Source organism: Halomonas sp. AOP5-B2-8 (assembly GCF_052376475.1).
In the GTDB taxonomy this organism is placed as follows: domain Bacteria; phylum Pseudomonadota; class Gammaproteobacteria; order Pseudomonadales; family Halomonadaceae; genus Vreelandella; species Vreelandella casei.
The window spans coordinates 761,960-780,281 of record NZ_JBQSVS010000001.1 but is presented as its reverse complement, the minus strand read 5'-3'; the positions used below and the strand labels follow the sequence as shown (position 1 = coordinate 780,281).

Here is an 18,322-nt window from a genome sequence, read left to right as displayed (position 1 = left end):
CAATGCCGAATCCAAACGCTCGATAAGAGTAAGACAAGCTATCAATGTGTCTGGCAAGATAGGCGCTTTCTTTGATCAGCAAAACGATTCGATCAGCAAACGAAAGGACACGGCATGGCCCACCTGCTACGCATCGTGATGATTCACGGCCACCTGGAAGGGGTGGTGGAACTGAGTGTGGACGGCCACACCAATATTTGTGGCACCAACGCCTCAGGCAAAACCACGCTGCAGCGGCTGGTGCCGGTGTTTTACGGCGAGCTGCCTAATAAGGTCGTGCCGAAAACCCGCATGAAGTTCGATGCGTTTTATTTGCCTCATCGCAATAGCTACCTAGTGTATGAATATCGTCGCGAAGCGGGCAATGTTTGCCAGGCGGTGCTCACCCGTAAAGCCGAAGGCGGGGTCGAGTATCGCTTCGTGGGCGGGCCCTATCAGCCGGAAGATTACTTGGTTGAAAGCGAGGCGGGCGTGGCCGCGTTGGATTACAGCCAGTGGGCCAGCGGTCTGCGTCGCAGCGGCACGCCGGTGTCGTCCAAGCTGGGCGCGACTTCTGAATTTCGTTCGGTGATTCAAAACGACTTTACCCAGCTGCATGGCAACAGCCGCGATGGCCTCAAACTGCGCCAGATCGCCGCCCAGTTCAGCCTGGTCAAACCCGAGCGCCGCATTCGCCATATCGAAAAGCTGGTTTCCGCGGTGCATGCCAAAGAGGGCAAGATGGACACCCTCAAAACCATGCTGGCGGCGATTTTTGAAGAAGACGGGGTTGAGCTGCCGGTCACGCGCATTCGCAATACCAAAGCGCGGGAGTGGATTGCCCAGATGCGCCAATCCATGCGGCTAGAGCCGCTGCAGGCATCGCTGGCTCGGTTGGCCGGTATCGACCGCGAGCTAGCCCATTTAGACGCCACGCTATGGCAGCTAAAGCCTCAGCTTGAAGATGACCGCCAGCGCGCAGAGCGGCGTATGGCCGACGTGGACGCTGAACTTACTCGCCATCAGCGCGAATTTCAGCAGCGTGAAAGCGGCTATGCCCAGGCGCGCGATGAGCTTAATGATCGCCATAGCGAAGTGGTCAGCGATTTACAGCACACCCAGCGCCGTCTCAATGATCTGCAAACCCAGTTTGAGCGCTACTCTGACGCGGACATGCCCGCCCTGGAGCGCGACATCAACGCGCTGCCCCAGTGGCGGGAGCAGTACGAAGAGCTAAAGAAACATTTGCAGCTTCTTCAGGATAAGTTCAAGGAAAGCCAAGCGCGCCTCGACGGTCGCCTGCGCGAATTGTCTGAAGCGCTGGCCCGCCAAACGCGTGAAGCCCAGGAGCTGATCGACGCCTTGGTGGAAGAGAAAGCCCAGCGCCGCGAACAGCAGTGGGAGGCGGAGCAAAAGCTCAATGAACGCTATCAGCAGGAGCGCCAGCGCCTTGAGGGCGAGTATCAGGCCCAGCTAGAGCTAGGCGTTGAGCAGCTAGCTGAGCTTAAAGCACAGCTTTCACTGACCAGCCAAACCACGCAAGAGGCCAACGACGCGGAGCTTGCCCAGGCGCGCTTGGACCAAGCTCAGCAGGAGCGCAGCGGGGCGGCCGCAACCCTAGACGGGCTGCGCCGTGAGTTTGAAACCCGCAAGCGCGAACGAGACGCCGCTGAGCAGCAACTGGTGCAGCTTCGCCAACAGCTTGAACGCGCCGAGCAGCGCAGCTTTGCGCTGTATCAGCAGCGTGACCCCGAGCAGGGCAGCCTGCGCCACTTTCTGCGCTACCATCGCCCCGGCTGGGAGCAGCAGCTAGGCAAGGTTGTTGCCCCAGAGCTATTAGAGCGGCGCGATTTAGCCCCACGGCTTGCCGAAGGCGCTAGCGACGACCTGTTTGGATTGGCGTTAGATCTTTCTGCCATTGCCCTGCCGAGCTACGCCCAGGATGAAGCCAGCCTGCTGGCCGCGATTGAAGAGGCGGATACCGCCAAGCGGCGCGTGCAGGCAGAGTGTCAAGCAACCGAAAAAGCGCTTAAACAGCACAACGAGCGCGTACAGCAGGCCGATGAAGCCCAGGATCAGGCCCGCATGGCGCATCGGCGCGCCGAGCAGGAAGTCGAGTTCGCGCTAGAGGCGCGCCGCCAGCAGCAGGAGCGTCAAACCAAGCACCAGCAGGAGCGCCGCGCCGCCCATCGGGCCGCGTTAGCCAACCAAGAGCAGGCGCAAGCCGCACTGCGTGAAGAAAAACAGCAGGCGCTCGCGGCGCTTGGCGAAACGCAGCAAGGCCAGCTGCTGGAGCTAAAAGTCGACGGCCAAAGCCAGGTAGACAGCCTGGATGCCCAGCTGCGCCAGTATAAACAGCAGCTTAGCGATGCCAATGCCGAACATCAGCGCCAGCGCGCTGAGCTTGAAGACGCCTTTAGCCAAGAACTTGCCGAGCAGGGCGTCGACCCGGCCCAGCTAAAAGCCACTAAAGAGCGCCTGGCGAGCCAGGACGAGCGCATCCGCACGACCGCTGCCCGCCAGGATGAGCTCACCGACTACACGCGCTTTATGCGCATCGAGTGGGGCCAGCACAAGCCGCAACTTGTCGCCCAAGAAGCCGAACTTGCGCAGGCCGACCAACAATTGGCACGCGATAAAGAGCATCTCAAAAACGACTTTCAGGCCGCGCGTAAAACTCACCAGAGTGCTGTAAGCGGGCTTAAAAGCCAGCGTGAAAGTGAACATGGCTGCCTGGAAGCGTTGAAGCCACTGCTCTCGCAGCTAGAAAGCCTGGCTATTGAACCTGACGGCCAAGTGCCAAGCTCAGCGCTGGGTGATGTGGATGAGCGCATTGAGCGCGCCCGTCAGGCGCTGGGTAATCGCCACCAGCAGATCGAGCAATTGCGCCGGGGCTGCCTGGAGGTGGAGAGCCAACTGATCAAGGACGCCAGCAGCGGCTTTGCCGAAGCGCTGGAGAGCGAACGCAGCAAGCTGCAAAGCGACAACCCGCGCCTACAGCTACCGCTACTGCGCGACATGCTCAAACTGCTCGAAGATCAACAACAGCAGCTGATTCAGGAAGGCCGTAACCTCAGCGACGACCTGGATAAGTTCTTTACCGTGTTCCGCGATTTGAACCGCCGCATCAGCGCCCAAAGCCGTCGGCTGTCTGAAGAAGTCGCCGATGACCTGCGCCTGGAGGGCATCAGCAAGGCCGAAGTGCGTATCCAGTCCACCATCGATGAGCTGGGCTTCTGGGAGCCGCTGAAACTGTTCGCCCAGCGCTATAAAGAATGGCGCGAATCCGGCCAAACGCTGCCCAGCGAAGACTACTTAAACACCCTGGCGGACGTGGTTGATTTGCTGCGTAGCGACCAGCAGTACAGCTTTGAAAGCCTGCTGCGCCTGGAGCTGCACTTAAATGAAGGCGGCACGGATCTGGTGATCAAAAACGACCGCCAGCTATTGGAATCCTCTAGCCACGGCATGGCGTATCTGATTCTGTGTAAATTTCTGCTCGCCTTTACCCGCTTGCTGCGCGGCGATGCGGAAATCGCCATCCACTGGCCGATTGATGAGATTGGCACGCTGGCGTACCACAACGTCGAAAAGCTGTTTGATGCCTGCGACAGCAATCGTATTCACATTGTAGGTGCGTTCCCCAACCCTGAATCGGACGTGCTGCTGCTGTTCGCCAACCGTTACTTGATTGATCGCGATGACACTCAGCCCAACAAGCGGGTGCTAAAACGTATTGAGCCGCGGCTAAGCCGCTTGGCCGAGCGGCTCCAGGAACGTCAGCAGGAGGTGACAGCATGATCGAACATGGCCCACTGCTTGAGCGCCTGCTGGCCGGTGAGTTTATCTGCCCGATCAGCGATGAGAGCGGTTATCGGCATCTCACCAATGAAGAGACCCGTGAGGAGATCGATACCTACCTGCGGCCCCTCAACCGCCGCTTGGCCAGTAATGAAGACGGCAGCGTCTATTTTCTGGCCTGGCGACAGTTGAACGACAGCGCCCGTGACCAGCTTTCGCGCCAGCTGGGCGATACGCTTAATAGCCTGCTGCCGCTGTTGGAATGGCTGCAGTTGGTTCAAGAAGCGCTAGGCCGTGACACGCTGGCCGCCCCCGGCGATGTGCTTAAACCCGCCGAATTCAGCGCCAAGTGCGAAGATAACCAAAGCCTGCGCGAGCGCCTGGAGCGCCTGGCCACCGACAGCTTTTTTGGTTCCCAAAGTGACCAGTTAGATGCCCAGGTAAAGCAGGTCTTCAAGCGCTTGAAAGAGCACGGCTACCTGCTCCAGCCGCACTCAGAGCGGCAGGTGTTTGTGGTCACCGGCAAGATCGACTACCTGGTGGACTTGGTGCGCTTTATCCGCGATGAAGAGAACCTGCCGATTGATGCCGAAGGTGAAGAGGGCAAGCAGGAGGCGCTGCTTTGAGTGAGCTAGAGAGCCGCCTGCTAAAAACCGGCAGTGAACGGCTGGCGCTGCTGGGCAAGCATTCTGAAGCGCTGATGCAGGCCTACACCCGCGATGAAGTGCCGCTGGAATCGCTCAGCGACAGCGCGCTGCGTAAGCTGCTGGCGGCGCGCATTCTATGGCGGCCGGATGAGCAGAGCGGCGTGAAGCTAGCGCCCAAGGTGCGCGAACTGATCGCTGAAATGCTAGCCGACGAGACCCGCCGCCACGTCAACGCAGACGTAGCGGAAACCCTGGAGCTGATTCGCTCATTGGTACACAGCTATCGCGAGGCGCGCAGCCGTGGCGAGCACTGGCGGTTGGAGCAGCAATTGATGCGCCTGCGCCAGGAAGTCGATGACCTTAACGGCCGCTTTGCCGATGCCATTGATAGCCTGTGGCAGCGGCTCAATAGCGACTTTGGCTTTGTTAGCCAGCTCAACGACAAAATCCGTGAAAACGACCGCGCCCAAAAGCAGATTGCGAGGCTGCTGGACGGCCTAGCGCTAATCGACTTCGACGAGCTGATTGAGCTGGTGGGTAGCGACGGCAGCCTGCGCAAGCTATTGATCAGCCAGCTTCAGCAGCAGTTAAGTAACCACTACACCGGCCTGCGCGAAGTACAGCGGCGCTTGATCGAACTCATGGCGCGCTTTCGCAAGCAGCAGGCGCGCAGCCGCCTGATTAGCGGCATGGCGGCGTTTATGCGCGAGCATCCCGGCTTTGTACCGGGCAACTATGCCCGCCGCAGCGAGGTGCCCACGCTGGTGAATCAAGCCGCACCGCTAAGCGCCGCCGCCGCCCCGGCGCTGGACCGCAACCTCGACAGCCAAGCCCTGGCTGAGCTGCTGCACCAGCTACCCCAGCCGCGCCATACCACCCAGTCAGTAGAAGCCGCGGCCCCGGCTCAAGCCCAGAAAACTAGCATGGCCGCCGCCCGGCAGCAGGCGCTCAAACAGGATGTCGAGCACTTCTATTTAAGCGTGATCGATCAGCCCGAGGCGGAACCGGTCAGCGCCCTTGAGTACCTGCACGAAAGCCCGCTGGAGTGGCCGGATGAGATCTGGCTGTTCCAGGTAATTGCCGAGTACCAAGGCCTGCCGCGCAACGATCAGCGCGCGTTTCGACTCAAGCAGCAGGAAAGCCAGGCGAGTACCTTCAATCACCTGCGCCTGATTCACGACGTTGAACTGCAGCTGGCTGTGCCGGTATGAACCTACCCAGCCGCGCGCGCACCGGGCTTAATGAAGTCGCCCGTTTACTCTGCCAGCAGCCCACGGTAGTGCGGCCGCGCCGTCAGTGGGTAGACGACATGGTGGCCTGGTGTCATCAGCATGATATTGACCTAGCCGCGAGGCTAAGCGGTAAAACGCTGCGCTTTGATGCCGCGCTGTTGGCACAGATTAATGACGTACTCGAAAGCGCCAAAATAGCGCCTCTAGGCCGCTCGCTCAGCGGCCTGACCAGCGGCGCCCAGGCAAAAGAAGGCGTAGAAGAAGACAAAACCAACCGCGAAAGCCCCCGCGCACGGCGGGTATTAATCAGCCTACCGCCGGAAGCCTCGCCGTTGTTCGTACACGGGCTTGCACAACCGCCGCGCACCATTCGCGATGTAGATATTCAGACGCTAAAGCTAAGCGCGTTCAGCGCGTTAGTTCAGGTCGAAAACCTCGACAGCTTCTATGAGTTTTCAGCCGATAGCCCAGCGCTAAGCGAATACGTTAATCCGCTAATAGTTTACCGCGGCGACAGCCACTATGGCGGCGGCTTCGCCTTGCTCGCCGAGGCCTGGCGCAAAACCCGTCGAACACATATCTACGCCGGTGACTTCGATGTAAAAGGCGTTACGCTGGCGCTGGATAGTGGCGCCACTCACTTACTTCTGCCCAACCTCGAATGGCTCACCCAAAACGCAACGCCGCTGCATGTGCCTGCTGAGCAGTTTCCTTATCAGCGTAGGCTTCGTAAGCACCTTGCTGCGCTGCCAGCCGCTCATCCATTGCGTGAGTACTTAACGCTGCTGCTGGAAAAACAGCGGGGGCTTAAGCAGCAGTGGTTTGGTGGGGAGATGGTTTGTGTGGGGCTGGTGTAATGGCAACTCACTTTGTCGCGAGGCCCACGCTATTTTGCCCTTCGACCGCATGCGCATTGCCGGATGATGCGTATGCATAAGTATGATTGAAACCGGCAAAACGCGCAGGCACGCGAATTTTGTATATGCCGCCTATTTTTTCTTTGCCTTCAGGAGAGTCAGTGGGGTAGGGTCAAATGAGGTGGCTACATAACCTCAATGAATGAGCGGGCATGTTTATTGAGGTTATGCAGCCTTCTGTATAATCACTGTTATGAGAAACGTGCATAATTGCTATGGCAAATAAAAAAATCTGGGCGTATGCCAAAGGAGACTCAGGAAACTTCATCAAAGATGAACGTGGACGACTAAAGCTCTTCTTTATTTGGCAAGTTCTAAAGCTAAAGAAACACGATATTTTCGAATTTAATAAACTGATTTTTTTTAGTACTCAAACTAATGAAAGCAAGCGGTCTCGAATGACGCCTGTAGTAAAAGGATTTTTTCGATACATTGAGAACTCAGGAGGGAATACCGTCTCTGGAGATGGCGAGTCGCTATCCCACTCCATTGCAATATTGGTGTTATCTGAGTTGTCCTCGATTAACTTTGTTTTCGGAAAAAATGAGTACACATTTAATTTTTCAGAAATAAATACTGAAGACCTAAAGATTAGGCTTGCAAGTGGCCGATCCTACTTTCCTGATCTAATAGGGTTTTTTGCCAATGATAATCCTTATTATGAAAGGTGGGGCGGAAAGGTAGCTCTTGAAGTAAAAGTTAGTCATGGTTGCGAGCCAGAAAAAGTACAAGACTTTTTAGAGCACAACATACCAATTATCGAAATAAACATAACTGAGAAGCTGAGATTTAAGGAAGAGCTGAACAAGCAGCCTTTTGATGAAAATGATTTGGAGCGTTACTATAATTTTTTGAAAAGTATATTTAGCAATAAAGTATACGGTAAAATTGTAGTTGATCCGTCATCAGAAGCATACAACAAAAGGCTAATTTATTCTGAGAAGCAGATAAGCTCTAAACTAAAAGAATTGATCGAAGTTGAAGCTAGAAAATCCAGCTTGTTAAATCAAGAATTAGCCAATAGTAATAATGATCTGAAGCGACATAAAGATAGACTAGTTGCTCAGGAGGCCAAACTGAAAGAGTGCTCAAAAACACTTAAAGAATTCAATAATCGTACCTTATTACAAAAGATACTTGATGTATTTAGATAATCTCATAACAAATTGCTGCACACGGATAAATTGCTCGCTTCGCTCGCAATTTACCGGTGAGCAAGGCGTTATGTAAGTCCTTAATTCGAGAATAAAATGGAAGATATCGATCGATTAAATGCAGAGTGGATTTCTTTAAACGCTTTCCGTGGTTTATCAAAGATTGCATCAAATGGAGATATGGATAAATCCACATATGATAATGCACTTGAGTTAGGTGGTGCAGTTTATCCTGAACTGTTAGGTGACGACGTCAGCGAATTGAAAAGGGAACGGGTGAGTGATACGACGAAAGAATATCGTCAAAGAGCTGAATACATGTCTATACGGGATGACTTGACTATCGAAGCCATTGACCTTGTGAAATCAGCTATTTCAGAAGATGAAAGTCTTCTGAAAATTGCTGAAAAAGAGAAAGGGAATAAGAATAGAGTAGATCAGTTAAAAAGGAAACTCGGCCAGCTTTACAAAGCACGAGAAGAGTTAGATTCTCAAGAGCACAGCGAAAATCAACTTATTTTTAGAGATGCATATAATGTAGAACGAGCTGTACCTTCTTTGGTAACGGGACAAGGGTATCGAGATTTTAAGCTTCCAAATGAAAAGGTCTTAAGGCTAAGAGTGCTCCATCCTGATAAAATCGAGCATATCACAGGGGCTGATCTAATTTATGAAAGGCACTCCCCAGATGAAGAGGCTGTAGCGATAGTTGCAGTACAATATAAGATATGGGAAAAGCGAAAGCTTTACCTGTCAGATGAAAGAATGCTAGAACAAATATCCAAAATGAATGGATTTTTGTGTGAAAAAGGAGTCTGTAGCTCAAATGCAGAAGAAAATGACTATAGGTTTCCATGCTGCTCCGCATTCCTACGACCTACAGACAAATTACAAAAGCCAGATCAAAAATTCATCTCAACAGGTGAGCATTTGCCAATATGCAAGATAGAACAATGTACTAGCAAGGGCGCTAGAGGTGCTGACATTCTTGAATACAAAAACATAAAAGATATTTCCCTTTCTAGCGAAATGTTCGAATTTCTTTTCAATAAAGGGAAGATCGGTTCAAAAGATTTAAGCTACGCAGAACTAGAAGAGTTATATAGTGAATTTATAGGTGAGGCTTCAAGTCACAGGGTGATTGTCTATGCGCAAGAATTCTAAATTTACAATAAATGCGTCAATAAAGACGTTCGCAAGATCGCGCCTATCACGCTTGCGTTATTTTTTCTTGAGTAAGAAAGCATGAAAAAGAGAAAACATCATTATGTCTGGAGAAATTATTTGCGAGCATGGTCTGACAATGAGCAGGTATGGTGCTATCGCGATGACAAAATTTTTCTCACCAACTTAATGAATATCGGACAAGAGCGCGATTTTTACCGATTAAAAGATCTGACAGATCAAGACATTGAGGTTATAGGGCTGATTGTCAATAAAAGTCATTCAGAGATGATAAAAAAACTAAACCACGGGTGGATTGAGCTATTTACTGCTGTCTTTAAGATTCGTGAAAAAGTAAATGATTTAGGTATCAGCGATTCTGATTTTGAGCAAGAAATCGAAAAGAAAATTGTTAATTTAAGTGAGAATTTTCACTCTAATATTGAATCCGGTGCCATTAAGTTTTTAGAGGGCATGCTAACTAATAATACTGATTTTTTAAGCGACGAAGATAGCGCCATTGAATTCATACACTACCTCTGTGTTCAGTATTTCAGAACGAAGAATACTAAAGAAAATATTGGAAATGCGGTATCAGAGTTACGTGTTCTAGATATAGATAAAGCGTGGAATATTTTAAGCCATATCTTTGCAACTACCCTTGGCTGTAGCATTTATGTCGAACGTGCATTGTGGAGCGCTGTCATTTTGCAAAATCGAACAAATACTCTGTTTATAACCGGCGACCAACCAATAATTAATACATACGCAGCTTTTGGTAAAGAGGTGACAGAACACGATCATTTGGAGTTTTATTATCCATTGTCACCGAATAAAGCGTTGCTATTGACAAAAAGAAGTGAATACCTAAGCGTGCCAAGCAAGGATTTAAGTGAGGAAGAAGTGGTATGCTTTAATGATGCCATTATCGATTTATCATATGAGCAAATATATGCTGCGTCCAGTTTTGAATTGAATCAAGTTGCAGAGAAATATAATGTGACGTTATGAGCTAGGAGCGCTACTGTTTAATTAGCTAGCGGTCACTCCACCGCCTTATTCATAGAGCAAGTGCAGAAGAGATCAAAAACAAAATATGAATCTACTCTTCCTAGGCACCTCAGCCGGTGTGCCCACCAAGCAGAGAAACGTCTCCGGGGTCGCCTTGCGAGAGAGCAAGGGAAAGGGCTGGTACCTGATTGATTGTGGTGAGGGCACCCAGCATCAGGTGTTGCACACGAAGCTGTCGTTTCATTCATTGAAAGCCATTTTGATTACCCACGTGCACGGCGACCACTGCTATGGGCTGCCGGGCATACTGGCGAGTGCGGGAATGGGCGGACGGAAAGCACCGCTGACCATTTAAAGCAATGACGATTTAGTGAGGAAGTGGTGTACGTGGAGTGGGCTTAAATCCAATCCTCGACCCTAAGTCCAGATACGCGACTAAACTCACCTAGATTATTGGTCACCAGAATCAGCCCTCTTGAACGAGCATGCCCGGCAATCATCTGATCATAGAGGCCGATAGGTGTGCCCGCTTTGGCCAGCTCGCTACGTAGCTGGCCACTGTGGTAGGCGGCGCTGGGGTCGTAGTCGAGAACGTCCAGTCGCGCTGCTGATGCAGAGCTGGTCGCTATGCTGGTTAAAGGTCTCACGAACATGGGGAGGTTTATGTTTGATGGTGAACATGCAGATATTGGTGTCAAGCAGGTACTTAAGCATCAAAACCCCTCGCGCTCCTGTTCGGTTGGCTGCTCGCGTTCACTCATAAAGTCTGCGGTGACACCTTGGCCATCAAACCAGCTATCCCACGCTTCACTTCGGTTGCTTTTAAACACAGCTGCTTTTTCCATGGTGGCCTCCTTAATCAGTACTGCCGTTACTCACTACATACACGTAACATGCTTTCTTTAGTGTGATTGAATTTTGGAATATGTCGAAGGGATTAACAAAATGCAAAAGGTAAGAATCGACCTGGTGTCCGATGTGGCATGCCCGTGGTGCGCGATTGGCTATCGGCGCTTAGAGCAAGCATTAGAGACACTCGATGGAGAGATCGACGTTGAGCTGGTCTGGCAGCCTTTTGAGTTGAACCGGGATATGCCGCCCGAAGGCGAGCCGATTTTGGAGCACTTGTGCCGCAAGTACGGCAAGGATGCGGCCACCATGGAGCAGTCCCAGCGCGAGATTATGGCGGTGGCCGATGAGCTTGGGCTGAATTTCCGTGGTGCCCTAGAGCGCCGGGCGAACAATACGTTCGCGGCCCACCGCGTGTTGGCGTGGGCTGGAACGCAGCATCAAGAGACGGCGCTGCAGTTGGCTCTGTTTGAGGCCTATTTCGGTGAGGCGAAAAATCCTGCCGACCCAGCGGTTCTGCGGGAGAAAGCCATTGAGGTTGGGCTTGACGGTGACACTGCCGAGGCCATCGCCCGCTCCGATCAATACGCGGACGAAGTGCGCGCGGCAGAGCAGAAATTCATGGAGGCAGGGGTAAGCGCCGTGCCGGCATTTATCCTCGATGGTCGCTACCTGATCTCCGGTGCCCAGCCAACTGACGTGCTTGTCGATGCGCTTCGTAAGATCGTCGAGGAAAACGCCAACCGTTAATGTTATTAGCTTATGAATACCGATGGCTCTCAATTGTTGAGTGTCTGGGATCACCACGGCAATGACCTCATCGAATTTGACATTGTGCCTATGGCTGGCTCATCTCAGAAATAAAAAGGGTCCGATCGATTGGTTCTTAACCAAACGGACCCCTTTTAGTTGATTGCCTCCCGTTTCCCACCTGGCCCCTAAACCTGCGCGTAGCCCCCGTCAACGAACACCTCGCAAAGCTGCTATCGTCGGACGCCAGGAACGCCACCACGGCTGCGGTTTCTTTGGGGTCGCCCATACGCTCAAGCGGTACGGCCCGCTTCATCTCGCTCAGGGCTTCGGACGGGAGCAGTTCCATCACCTTGTCTGTTTTGGTCGGGCCAGGCGACATGACGTTCACGCGAATGCCCGTTCCCCTGAGGTCATGAGCCCAGCTGCGCGCCAAATTGCGCACGGCCGCCTTGGAGGCGCTGTAGATGCTCATGGCCGGGGTGCCCATGCTGCCCACCGTGGATCCGGTGAGGATGATGGAGCCGCCGTTCTTTATCAGGGGCAGAGCCTTCTGGACGGTGAAGAGGGTGCCTTTGACGTTGATGTCGAAGATGTAGTCGTAGTGCTCGGGGGTAATCTGTCCCAGGCTTGCGAAATCGCCGACGCCCGCGTTGGCCACCAGTACGTCCAGGTGCCCTTTCTCTTTCTGGACTGTCTCGAATACACGGTCGAGATCCTCCGGCTTCGTTACATCCGCCTGGAGACCCCGGGCGTTGGATCCCAGTGCCACCGCCGCGCTATCGAGGACGTCCTGGCGCCGGCCGACAATGAAGACGAAGGCGCCTTCGTCGATGAGGCGTTGGGCAGAGGCCAGGCCGATGCCGCTGGCTCCGCCGGTGATAAGTACGATTTTACCGTTTAGCCGATTCATGTTTGGGTCTCAATGTGTGTTGACTCGATTCGCTTTAACGATATATAAACCACTTACTAATGTTCAAGTATGCACCTTTTGGTAAGTATCGTTATGGCGAAAGAAAACTCAGAATACCCACGCTTCATTTGTGGCCTGCATGCGACGCTGCACGTGATCTCCGGAAAGTGGAAGCCGTTGATTCTATTCTTTTTACACAGAGGGCCGACGCGTTACGGCGAACTCAAGCGAAGCGTCCGCGGTGTAAGCGACAAAATGTTGATCCAACAGTTGAAAGAGCTTGAGTCCGACGGCATCGTCAAGCGAACCGACTACGGAGAGATCCCGCTGCGCGTCGACTACTCGCTGACGCTCTTCGGGGTCAGTCTGGTGCAGGCCATGGAGCCGCTGTGCGGCTGGGGTGAAGAGCACGAAGAGGACATTGCCGCGGCGATGGACCGCCGCAAAGCCAGCCGGTAGGTGATCGGTGACCTTAACGGCCGCTTCGCCGACGCCATTGATAGCCGTGGCAGCGCCTCAACAGTGACTTTAGCCTCGTCAGCGATGTGTTTTCGCCGGGTATTTCTACGCTAAGCGGCTACTCAAACCCGCTGGTCGTCTACCTTGGCGATAGCTATTACGGCGGCGGTTTTTCCGTACTCGCTGAGGCCTGGCGCAAAACCCATCGGCCACATATCTACGTTGGTGACTTTGTTGTCAAAGGCGTTACGCTAGCGCTGAGCAGCAGTGCTACCCACTCTGCCCACCATCGAATGGCTTATCCAACACACCACGTCGCTGCATGTGCCTGCTGAACAGTTTCCTTGCGAGCGCAGGCTTCGCAAGCACCTTGCCGCGCTGCCATCCGCTCATCTATTGCGCGACTACCTGACGCTGATGCTGAAAAAGCAGCGGGGGCTTAAGCAGCAGTGGTTGGGTGGGGAGATGGTGTGTGTGGGGCTGATGTAATTGCATATCACTTTGTCGCGAGACCCGCGCTATTGTGCCCTTCGACCGCATGCGCATTGCCGAGTGATGCGCATGCGTCAGGATGATTGAAACCGGTAAAACGCGCAGGCACGCGACTTTTGAATATACTGCCAAATTTTGCTTTGCTCACAGTAGAAGCAATGGGTTAGAGTCGATTCTTGGGGCAGTATAACCTCAAGCAATGTGCCGTCGCGTTTATTGAGGTTATGTAGCCTTCCGTATAATCACTGTTATGTGCCAAGGAAAAATCATGCGGAAATACTTAAATCTGATGTCAATCAACCATGATGTAAAGGATATTCCGTATGGCGGACGCGGCGAGCTTCGAGAAGATGGCGATGCGAACTACGGCTTTAAAATGGCAAAGAACGCGCCTGAGGTAATAGAACAAATACCTGAGTTGGCGAAAGACAAGGCACTAAAAGAGTTAGTCGTATCTATTAACGCACCGGAAACCTCTCTTTTTAGTGTTGGCTGCACTAGCGCACCCGTTTCAGACGAAAACGGCCATCGTTACACTGGCTACGTTGAGTTCGCAGTAAACTCTAAAGAAGCAGTGCAAGATGCTTCAGTTTACTTCCCCATCTTCTTTCACTTTGATAGTCTTCTTAATCATTCAAAATTCGACATTCAAATAAAATTCGACTGGGAATTGATGCAAGCGCATTTCCTAGAGGCTAATGTAGGCGGCTTCACTTGCAGTGTATTTATAAATACTTCTTATTTTCCATCCCCTATCAATGCATATGAGGCTTGGGAAAAAGCCCTAAATTCTTTGTCAGTATTTTTCAGATCAGTGGGTGGCATTAATGGTGAAAAAATATACTGACATGAAGGTTATTCGAAGCACATAACAAATGGTTCAAACCGTTCGCTTCGCTCTCTGGGACGGGCTAAAGCCCGCACCTTAACCAAACGTTAAATGTTCGGAGATATTGAGCGCATGGATGACATTTCTAAACAAATAGGAGAAATGATTAAAGGATTCAATGATGAGTCGAAGATGAGATTTGCTCACGCAATTCTGACTGCCGCACAAACTAAATCCGAAGAGCCATGTTGGTGCAAAAGCGGAAAGTCTTTTAAAGATTGCCATCTTGATAGAGAAGGCAAGAGAAAGATTAGCGAGGGTGAGCTAAGGAAAAAATTGTCTAGCATATTTGATTCAAAAAAATACTGCTGCGCGTCTTTCGATAGCAAGAATTGTGACCTTCCCATCAAGGGAGCTCATACAGTTCAGAGGGGGAGAGTATTATCTAGCTTTTGTAAAGATGGTCATGTGGGAACGTTCTATAGAAACACTAACGGTTTTGAAAATGTAGGAGATATAAAGTCGGGAGTAAAAAAACAGGCATCGATATTTTATGGTTTTTGCAGCTATCATGACACCGATCTGTTTAAGAATATTGAAAATGTAGAGTTTTCTATATCTTGTGAAAAGTGTTGGGCAAGTTCATATCGAGCCGTTTGCCATGAGTTTTACCAAAAGAATGCCGCAAAGGAAGCAGTAGAATGGAAGATCAGTAACATTGATATGGGTTATAGGTTAAGCGACCAGATAATTCTACAAGAAGAGTTGTGGTTTTTAAAAAGAGACATATATAAAGGGTTTGGCGATATAGACTCAATAAAAGGAAGGTACGAGAATCTATATAGCAATAGCACTTTCGGCTTTTTAACTTCCTATATTGTTGAGTTGGATGCTCCTATTTCTGTGGCTGTATGCGCATCAATTTCTCCTTATTACAAAGTCGATGGCACAAAGTTTCAAAATTTGGGCGATCCTTCATATAAGTTTCAGCATTTTTCATTGTCGACGGTAACGATTAACGGAAACGCTGCATATATTTTATCTCACTTGAAGGAGCACAAAGTTATCGGTGGGTACTTGTTGGATGTGTTTTCACACGATAAAAAATTTATAAAAGACTGGCTTTTTAAATCTATATTTGCTTACGCAGAAAACGTATATTTTGATCTCGATTGGTGGGGATCACTCAATCCAGGCGCAAAAGAAGCAATATATAATTTAGCTATGACCGAAAATTATACCAAGCCATTTGAGATCGATGGCGAGGTCTCAAAAGATGTCTCTGGGTCAATACGTTCAGTGACCAACATTTAACAAGCGCATGTTGTCGGACTGCTTTTCCGCTGCGCTCCAAACCAGCCGCAAATGCGGGCGTTAGTTTTCAATCAATATGGAGTTTAATCATGAGTGAACAAACACTCGAAATTGAGGTTGCAGACGAGATTAAACACCTTTCCTCAAATGAAATAGAGGAACTTTATCAAAAGTATTTGGAAGGCGAAAAAAACTCAGTGTTGATCGAGGACTATAAGATCGATATTAATCCTAACAAACTGATAAAGGTAATCCCTCCAAAAAAGCTTGATGATACGTTATGCCCATATTGTGATATGCCCATGTTTACTAAACGTAGGAGCAAAAACGCTAGTAGCTGGGATATTCCTCCTATTGAATGCTTTAATTGCGATCACAAAGTATTTTCTGAGAAATTTGGATATCGCCAGCAGCAATGTGAATGCGAAAACTGCGTAATCATCAGAAAGCAGCAGAAGCTTGATGCGGAAAAGGAAAAAAAAGAGACGATTAGAGAGCTATATGATCTTGATGGTAGAGAGCCAATAGATTACTCTGAGCTGAGTTTTTTTCATAAGTTGATTTTATTAACTCTTTTCAGAATGCAAACAGATGAAGAATTTGCGTATATATTATCCCTTGATGACCCATTTAGGACTGAATCCTTATCTCCTACAGAACAGATGAATATTGATTGTTTAAAGGAGCTTTTTAGTTGTAGTGCTTTAATTATTGATCCAGAGTCAAGGGTCGAGGCATTTGTTGAGGATGAAGAGTTTAAATCATTCTATATCAATAGAATTAGATGGATTCCAAATGTCACATTTGATGGCGTTGAGAGAGCTGGGCTAAATGAAGTCTACAATGAAATATATAAAGAACTAAAAAATGGAATTCAGCCTCAATGGGAAAAGGAAATACTTAAAACACTATTCAGAATTGCAAGAGAAGAAGTTCTACAATATGTACATGTAAGGGCCGATGAACTCAGTGTAAATTTCTCTGCTGAAAATAAAACAAGGGAAGTTGTTAATCAACTGCTGCAGAGTTTTTCGGTCAGTGAAATTTATTATTTTGTAAAAAAATCTGTCGAAAATGCACACATATACTATTCAAAGGGATACGCTAACAATAAAAAACACGCTGCCAATACCATTCCTAATAAAATATTGTCTTTAGGTGAGAGGGCAATGGATGAAGGATGGAATACCTATAAATATACCCGAGATAGTAGGGCTCCACGATCATATATAAGTCAGGTTTTTTACGATTTCTTTCTGCAAGATGAAGATTCAGGTTTTCACAAATCGCCAGGAAAACATTGGGAGCAAGAGCTTCACCCAAGATACTTCTGTGAAAGTGAGGCTGGCAGAAGCAGTGAATTATGCTGCTCTTACTGTAAATCTGTAAATTTAGCAGTTCAAATGGTTAATGATGTTTTAGAAGTAAGCTGCAAAGGCTGTGGAAGCATTGAACAATTCACACCGAGCAAGTGAAAAACTAACAAGCGCATGTTGGAGGACTGGCTTTCCGCTGCGCTCCAAACCAGCCGCAAATGCGGGCGTTAAGGTTTATCGAGGAAGAAATGCGAATTCTAATCGGAATTGCTTCCGGCATAGTGTTGGTAATGATTGGCTGCCTGTTTGTTCTAGCTGGTTCATTTGTTTCATCAGCGTATGAAGCAAATGCTATAGGTATGGTATTAGCAATACCGGGGTACATAATTATCGCTCCGGGGCTTCTTGGGGTGGGGCTAATCGACTATTTGCCAATGCTTCTTATTTTCCCTAGCGGTGGTGCTTCAGGCGTTTTTGGTAGCATTTTGTTGCTTGCAATAATTTTCTGGTCGACCGTACTTAGTTTTCTATCATCTAAGCGATATTGGCCGTACAAAACCTTAACAAAAAGCTCAAGCAAGGACGCCAAAAGCGGCGCCGCTTAGCTTGGCATCAGGTGAACACAGAATCGAGTATGGATAAGAAAGCGAAGAAAATATTATTCTCCACCTACTGGAAGAATGGGTGGATTGACTCCAAAGATAGAGTCCTATCTGGTGACAACTTTGAGTACGCTAAGTCACAAGGTTTAATGTTTGATCCAATTTCAATTTCTCATGATGCGTGCATAGAAGCTATTGAAAATTTGGTTAGTGAAATATCACGAGAGAAAATTGCTAAAGGTTTTTTAAGTAGCCTGACATCTCGCCGTTTGGACTGGAGGTCTTCTTTATCTTCGTATTCAATTGCCAAAAAAATACCAGTGCATAAATATACACCAGTTATCTCCGGCACTTCATATACTGATGGGAAGCTCACTTCACACTCTTATACCTGCGGGGTGTGCAGGGATTGCCAATACGGGGTAGTGGGCCGTCAGAACTATGATAACACTGATATAAACGTATTGAATTTTGAGCGTATTAAATGGGGTGGTGTCCGCCATGGTGATATCTTGTACACGTACTTTGACTTAAACCAATTTGCAAATACAGATATCCCTGAACCTGATGATGAAGATATTTATTGTTTCAAGGAAATATTGAAAATCATCGAGTTCTCGGAGCCATCAGATTATCCTAGTGCCCTGGAAAAAAGGTTGGCTGGTGTCATAAAGTCTAGTAAAGCGGAAAGACAGGTATTAATTGAAATTTTAGCCAGTATTGGTGTGTTAAAGCCTGGCAGCTACGATCGACCCGTTAAAGGTAGGAATGACTGGGTTTTTGTTGAATATTGGCGAGGTGAAGACAAATATTGTCATAAGGCTGTAGGTGAATATTTTGGGAAATATCTGTAGCTACGAGCGTGGTAAATCACCTGACAAGCGCATGTTGTC

Annotated in this window: 17 protein-coding genes and 2 pseudogenes; 16 read left to right on the top strand and 3 right to left on the bottom strand. The window is 49.4% G+C overall.

Annotated features, from left to right (window positions below):
* Positions 1-114: 114 nt before the first annotated feature.
* The 8 genes and pseudogenes from ACT3RP_RS03485 to ACT3RP_RS03450 all read left to right on the top strand — a co-directional run.
* Entirely contained in the window at positions 115-3,780 is a 3,666-nt protein-coding gene (locus tag ACT3RP_RS03485; protein ID WP_483393253.1) for an ATP-binding protein, read from the top strand.
* Entirely contained in the window at positions 3,777-4,406 is a 630-nt protein-coding gene (locus ACT3RP_RS03480) for a condensin complex protein MksE (protein ID WP_193062861.1), read from the top strand. Before ACT3RP_RS03485 ends, ACT3RP_RS03480 begins: the two co-directional genes overlap by 4 nt.
* Positions 4,403-5,638 carry a hypothetical protein gene (locus ACT3RP_RS03475; RefSeq protein WP_483393252.1) on the top strand — a complete coding sequence of 412 codons (1,236 nt, stop codon included), beginning with the start codon at positions 4,403-4,405 and terminating at the stop codon, positions 5,636-5,638. The genes ACT3RP_RS03480 and ACT3RP_RS03475 overlap by 4 nt, the downstream gene beginning before the upstream one ends.
* Positions 5,635-6,516, top strand: a complete 882-nt coding sequence (locus tag ACT3RP_RS03470) for a DUF7281 domain-containing protein (RefSeq protein ID WP_483393251.1) — start codon at positions 5,635-5,637, stop codon at positions 6,514-6,516. The genes ACT3RP_RS03475 and ACT3RP_RS03470 overlap by 4 nt, the downstream gene beginning before the upstream one ends.
* Before the next feature lie 275 nt (positions 6,517-6,791).
* Complete coding sequence (locus ACT3RP_RS03465; RefSeq protein WP_483393250.1) at positions 6,792-7,730, top strand: hypothetical protein; 939 nt, start codon at positions 6,792-6,794, stop codon at positions 7,728-7,730.
* A 96-nt stretch (positions 7,731-7,826) separates the two neighbouring features.
* Complete coding sequence (locus ACT3RP_RS03460; RefSeq protein WP_483393249.1) at positions 7,827-8,894, top strand: hypothetical protein; 1,068 nt, start codon at positions 7,827-7,829, stop codon at positions 8,892-8,894.
* An 81-nt stretch (positions 8,895-8,975) separates the two neighbouring features.
* A complete protein-coding gene (locus tag ACT3RP_RS03455) occupies positions 8,976-9,905 on the top strand; it encodes a DUF4238 domain-containing protein (protein WP_483393248.1) in 930 nt (309 codons plus the stop codon).
* A gap of 85 nt (positions 9,906-9,990) precedes the next feature.
* Positions 9,991-10,257, top strand: a pseudogene (locus ACT3RP_RS03450) (MBL fold metallo-hydrolase); the annotation flags it as partial.
* 46 nt (positions 10,258-10,303) lie between these two features.
* On the opposite strand, the gene ACT3RP_RS03445 reads toward ACT3RP_RS03450, so the two are convergent.
* Positions 10,304-10,558, bottom strand: coding sequence for a PIN domain-containing protein (locus ACT3RP_RS03445; RefSeq protein ID WP_483393247.1), 255 nt, complete (start codon positions 10,556-10,558; stop codon positions 10,304-10,306).
* Between the two features lie 60 nt (positions 10,559-10,618).
* Positions 10,619-10,714: pseudogene (locus ACT3RP_RS03440) on the bottom strand (AbrB/MazE/SpoVT family DNA-binding domain-containing protein); the annotation flags it as partial.
* A gap of 136 nt (positions 10,715-10,850) precedes the next feature.
* Here ACT3RP_RS03440 and ACT3RP_RS03435 point away from each other — a divergent pair.
* Positions 10,851-11,504, top strand: coding sequence for a DsbA family oxidoreductase (locus tag ACT3RP_RS03435; protein WP_483393246.1), 654 nt, complete (start codon positions 10,851-10,853; stop codon positions 11,502-11,504).
* A 136-nt stretch (positions 11,505-11,640) separates the two neighbouring features.
* Here ACT3RP_RS03435 and ACT3RP_RS03430 read toward each other — a convergent pair whose 3' ends face one another.
* Positions 11,641-12,417: an SDR family NAD(P)-dependent oxidoreductase gene (locus ACT3RP_RS03430; protein WP_483393245.1), complete on the bottom strand. Its 777-nt coding sequence runs from the start codon at positions 12,415-12,417 to the stop codon at positions 11,641-11,643.
* A gap of 78 nt (positions 12,418-12,495) precedes the next feature.
* Here ACT3RP_RS03430 and ACT3RP_RS03425 point away from each other — a divergent pair, with 78 nt between their 5' ends.
* The 7 genes from ACT3RP_RS03425 to ACT3RP_RS03395 all read left to right on the top strand — a co-directional run bounded on the left by ACT3RP_RS03425 (position 12,496) and on the right by ACT3RP_RS03395 (position 18,283).
* A complete protein-coding gene (locus ACT3RP_RS03425) occupies positions 12,496-12,876 on the top strand; it encodes a winged helix-turn-helix transcriptional regulator (RefSeq protein ID WP_483393244.1) in 381 nt (126 codons plus the stop codon).
* A gap of 267 nt (positions 12,877-13,143) precedes the next feature.
* The gene (locus tag ACT3RP_RS03420; protein WP_483393243.1) at positions 13,144-13,365 is read left to right on the top strand and encodes a hypothetical protein; all 222 of its coding nucleotides are present in this window, start codon (positions 13,144-13,146) and stop codon (positions 13,363-13,365) included.
* A 271-nt stretch (positions 13,366-13,636) separates the two neighbouring features.
* Entirely contained in the window at positions 13,637-14,215 is a 579-nt protein-coding gene (locus ACT3RP_RS03415; RefSeq protein WP_483393242.1) for a hypothetical protein, read from the top strand.
* Between the two features lie 114 nt (positions 14,216-14,329).
* Positions 14,330-15,511, top strand: a complete 1,182-nt coding sequence (locus ACT3RP_RS03410; protein ID WP_483393241.1) for an SEC-C metal-binding domain-containing protein — start codon at positions 14,330-14,332, stop codon at positions 15,509-15,511.
* An 89-nt stretch (positions 15,512-15,600) separates the two neighbouring features.
* Complete coding sequence (locus ACT3RP_RS03405) at positions 15,601-16,986, top strand: hypothetical protein (RefSeq protein ID WP_483393240.1); 1,386 nt, start codon at positions 15,601-15,603, stop codon at positions 16,984-16,986.
* Positions 16,987-17,075: 89 nt separating this feature from the next.
* A complete protein-coding gene (locus ACT3RP_RS03400) occupies positions 17,076-17,432 on the top strand; it encodes a hypothetical protein (protein ID WP_483393239.1) in 357 nt (118 codons plus the stop codon).
* 29 nt (positions 17,433-17,461) lie between these two features.
* Complete coding sequence (locus tag ACT3RP_RS03395) at positions 17,462-18,283, top strand: hypothetical protein (protein ID WP_483393238.1); 822 nt, start codon at positions 17,462-17,464, stop codon at positions 18,281-18,283.
* Positions 18,284-18,322 lie beyond the last annotated feature (39 nt).

Bases quoted from the DNA above. Each gene is read 5' to 3' on its own strand.
- ACT3RP_RS03395 (WP_483393238.1), top strand. From the start codon at position 17,462: ATGGATAAGAAAGCGAAGAAAATATTATTCTCCACCTACTGGAAGAAT.
- ACT3RP_RS03485 (WP_483393253.1), top strand. From the start codon at position 115: ATGGCCCACCTGCTACGCATCGTGATGATTCACGGCCACCTGGAAGGG.
- ACT3RP_RS03435 (WP_483393246.1), top strand. From the start codon at position 10,851: ATGCAAAAGGTAAGAATCGACCTGGTGTCCGATGTGGCATGCCCGTGG.
- ACT3RP_RS03445 (WP_483393247.1), bottom strand. From the start codon at position 10,558: ATGTTCGTGAGACCTTTAACCAGCATAGCGACCAGCTCTGCATCAGCA.
- ACT3RP_RS03470 (WP_483393251.1), top strand. From the start codon at position 5,635: ATGAACCTACCCAGCCGCGCGCGCACCGGGCTTAATGAAGTCGCCCGT.
- ACT3RP_RS03455 (WP_483393248.1), top strand. From the start codon at position 8,976: ATGAAAAAGAGAAAACATCATTATGTCTGGAGAAATTATTTGCGAGCA.
- ACT3RP_RS03410 (WP_483393241.1), top strand. From the start codon at position 14,330: ATGGATGACATTTCTAAACAAATAGGAGAAATGATTAAAGGATTCAAT.
- ACT3RP_RS03430 (WP_483393245.1), bottom strand. From the start codon at position 12,417: ATGAATCGGCTAAACGGTAAAATCGTACTTATCACCGGCGGAGCCAGC.
- ACT3RP_RS03415 (WP_483393242.1), top strand. From the start codon at position 13,637: ATGCGGAAATACTTAAATCTGATGTCAATCAACCATGATGTAAAGGAT.
- ACT3RP_RS03465 (WP_483393250.1), top strand. From the start codon at position 6,792: ATGGCAAATAAAAAAATCTGGGCGTATGCCAAAGGAGACTCAGGAAAC.
- ACT3RP_RS03480 (WP_193062861.1), top strand. From the start codon at position 3,777: ATGATCGAACATGGCCCACTGCTTGAGCGCCTGCTGGCCGGTGAGTTT.
- ACT3RP_RS03405 (WP_483393240.1), top strand. From the start codon at position 15,601: ATGAGTGAACAAACACTCGAAATTGAGGTTGCAGACGAGATTAAACAC.
- ACT3RP_RS03400 (WP_483393239.1), top strand. From the start codon at position 17,076: ATGCGAATTCTAATCGGAATTGCTTCCGGCATAGTGTTGGTAATGATT.
- ACT3RP_RS03460 (WP_483393249.1), top strand. From the start codon at position 7,827: ATGGAAGATATCGATCGATTAAATGCAGAGTGGATTTCTTTAAACGCT.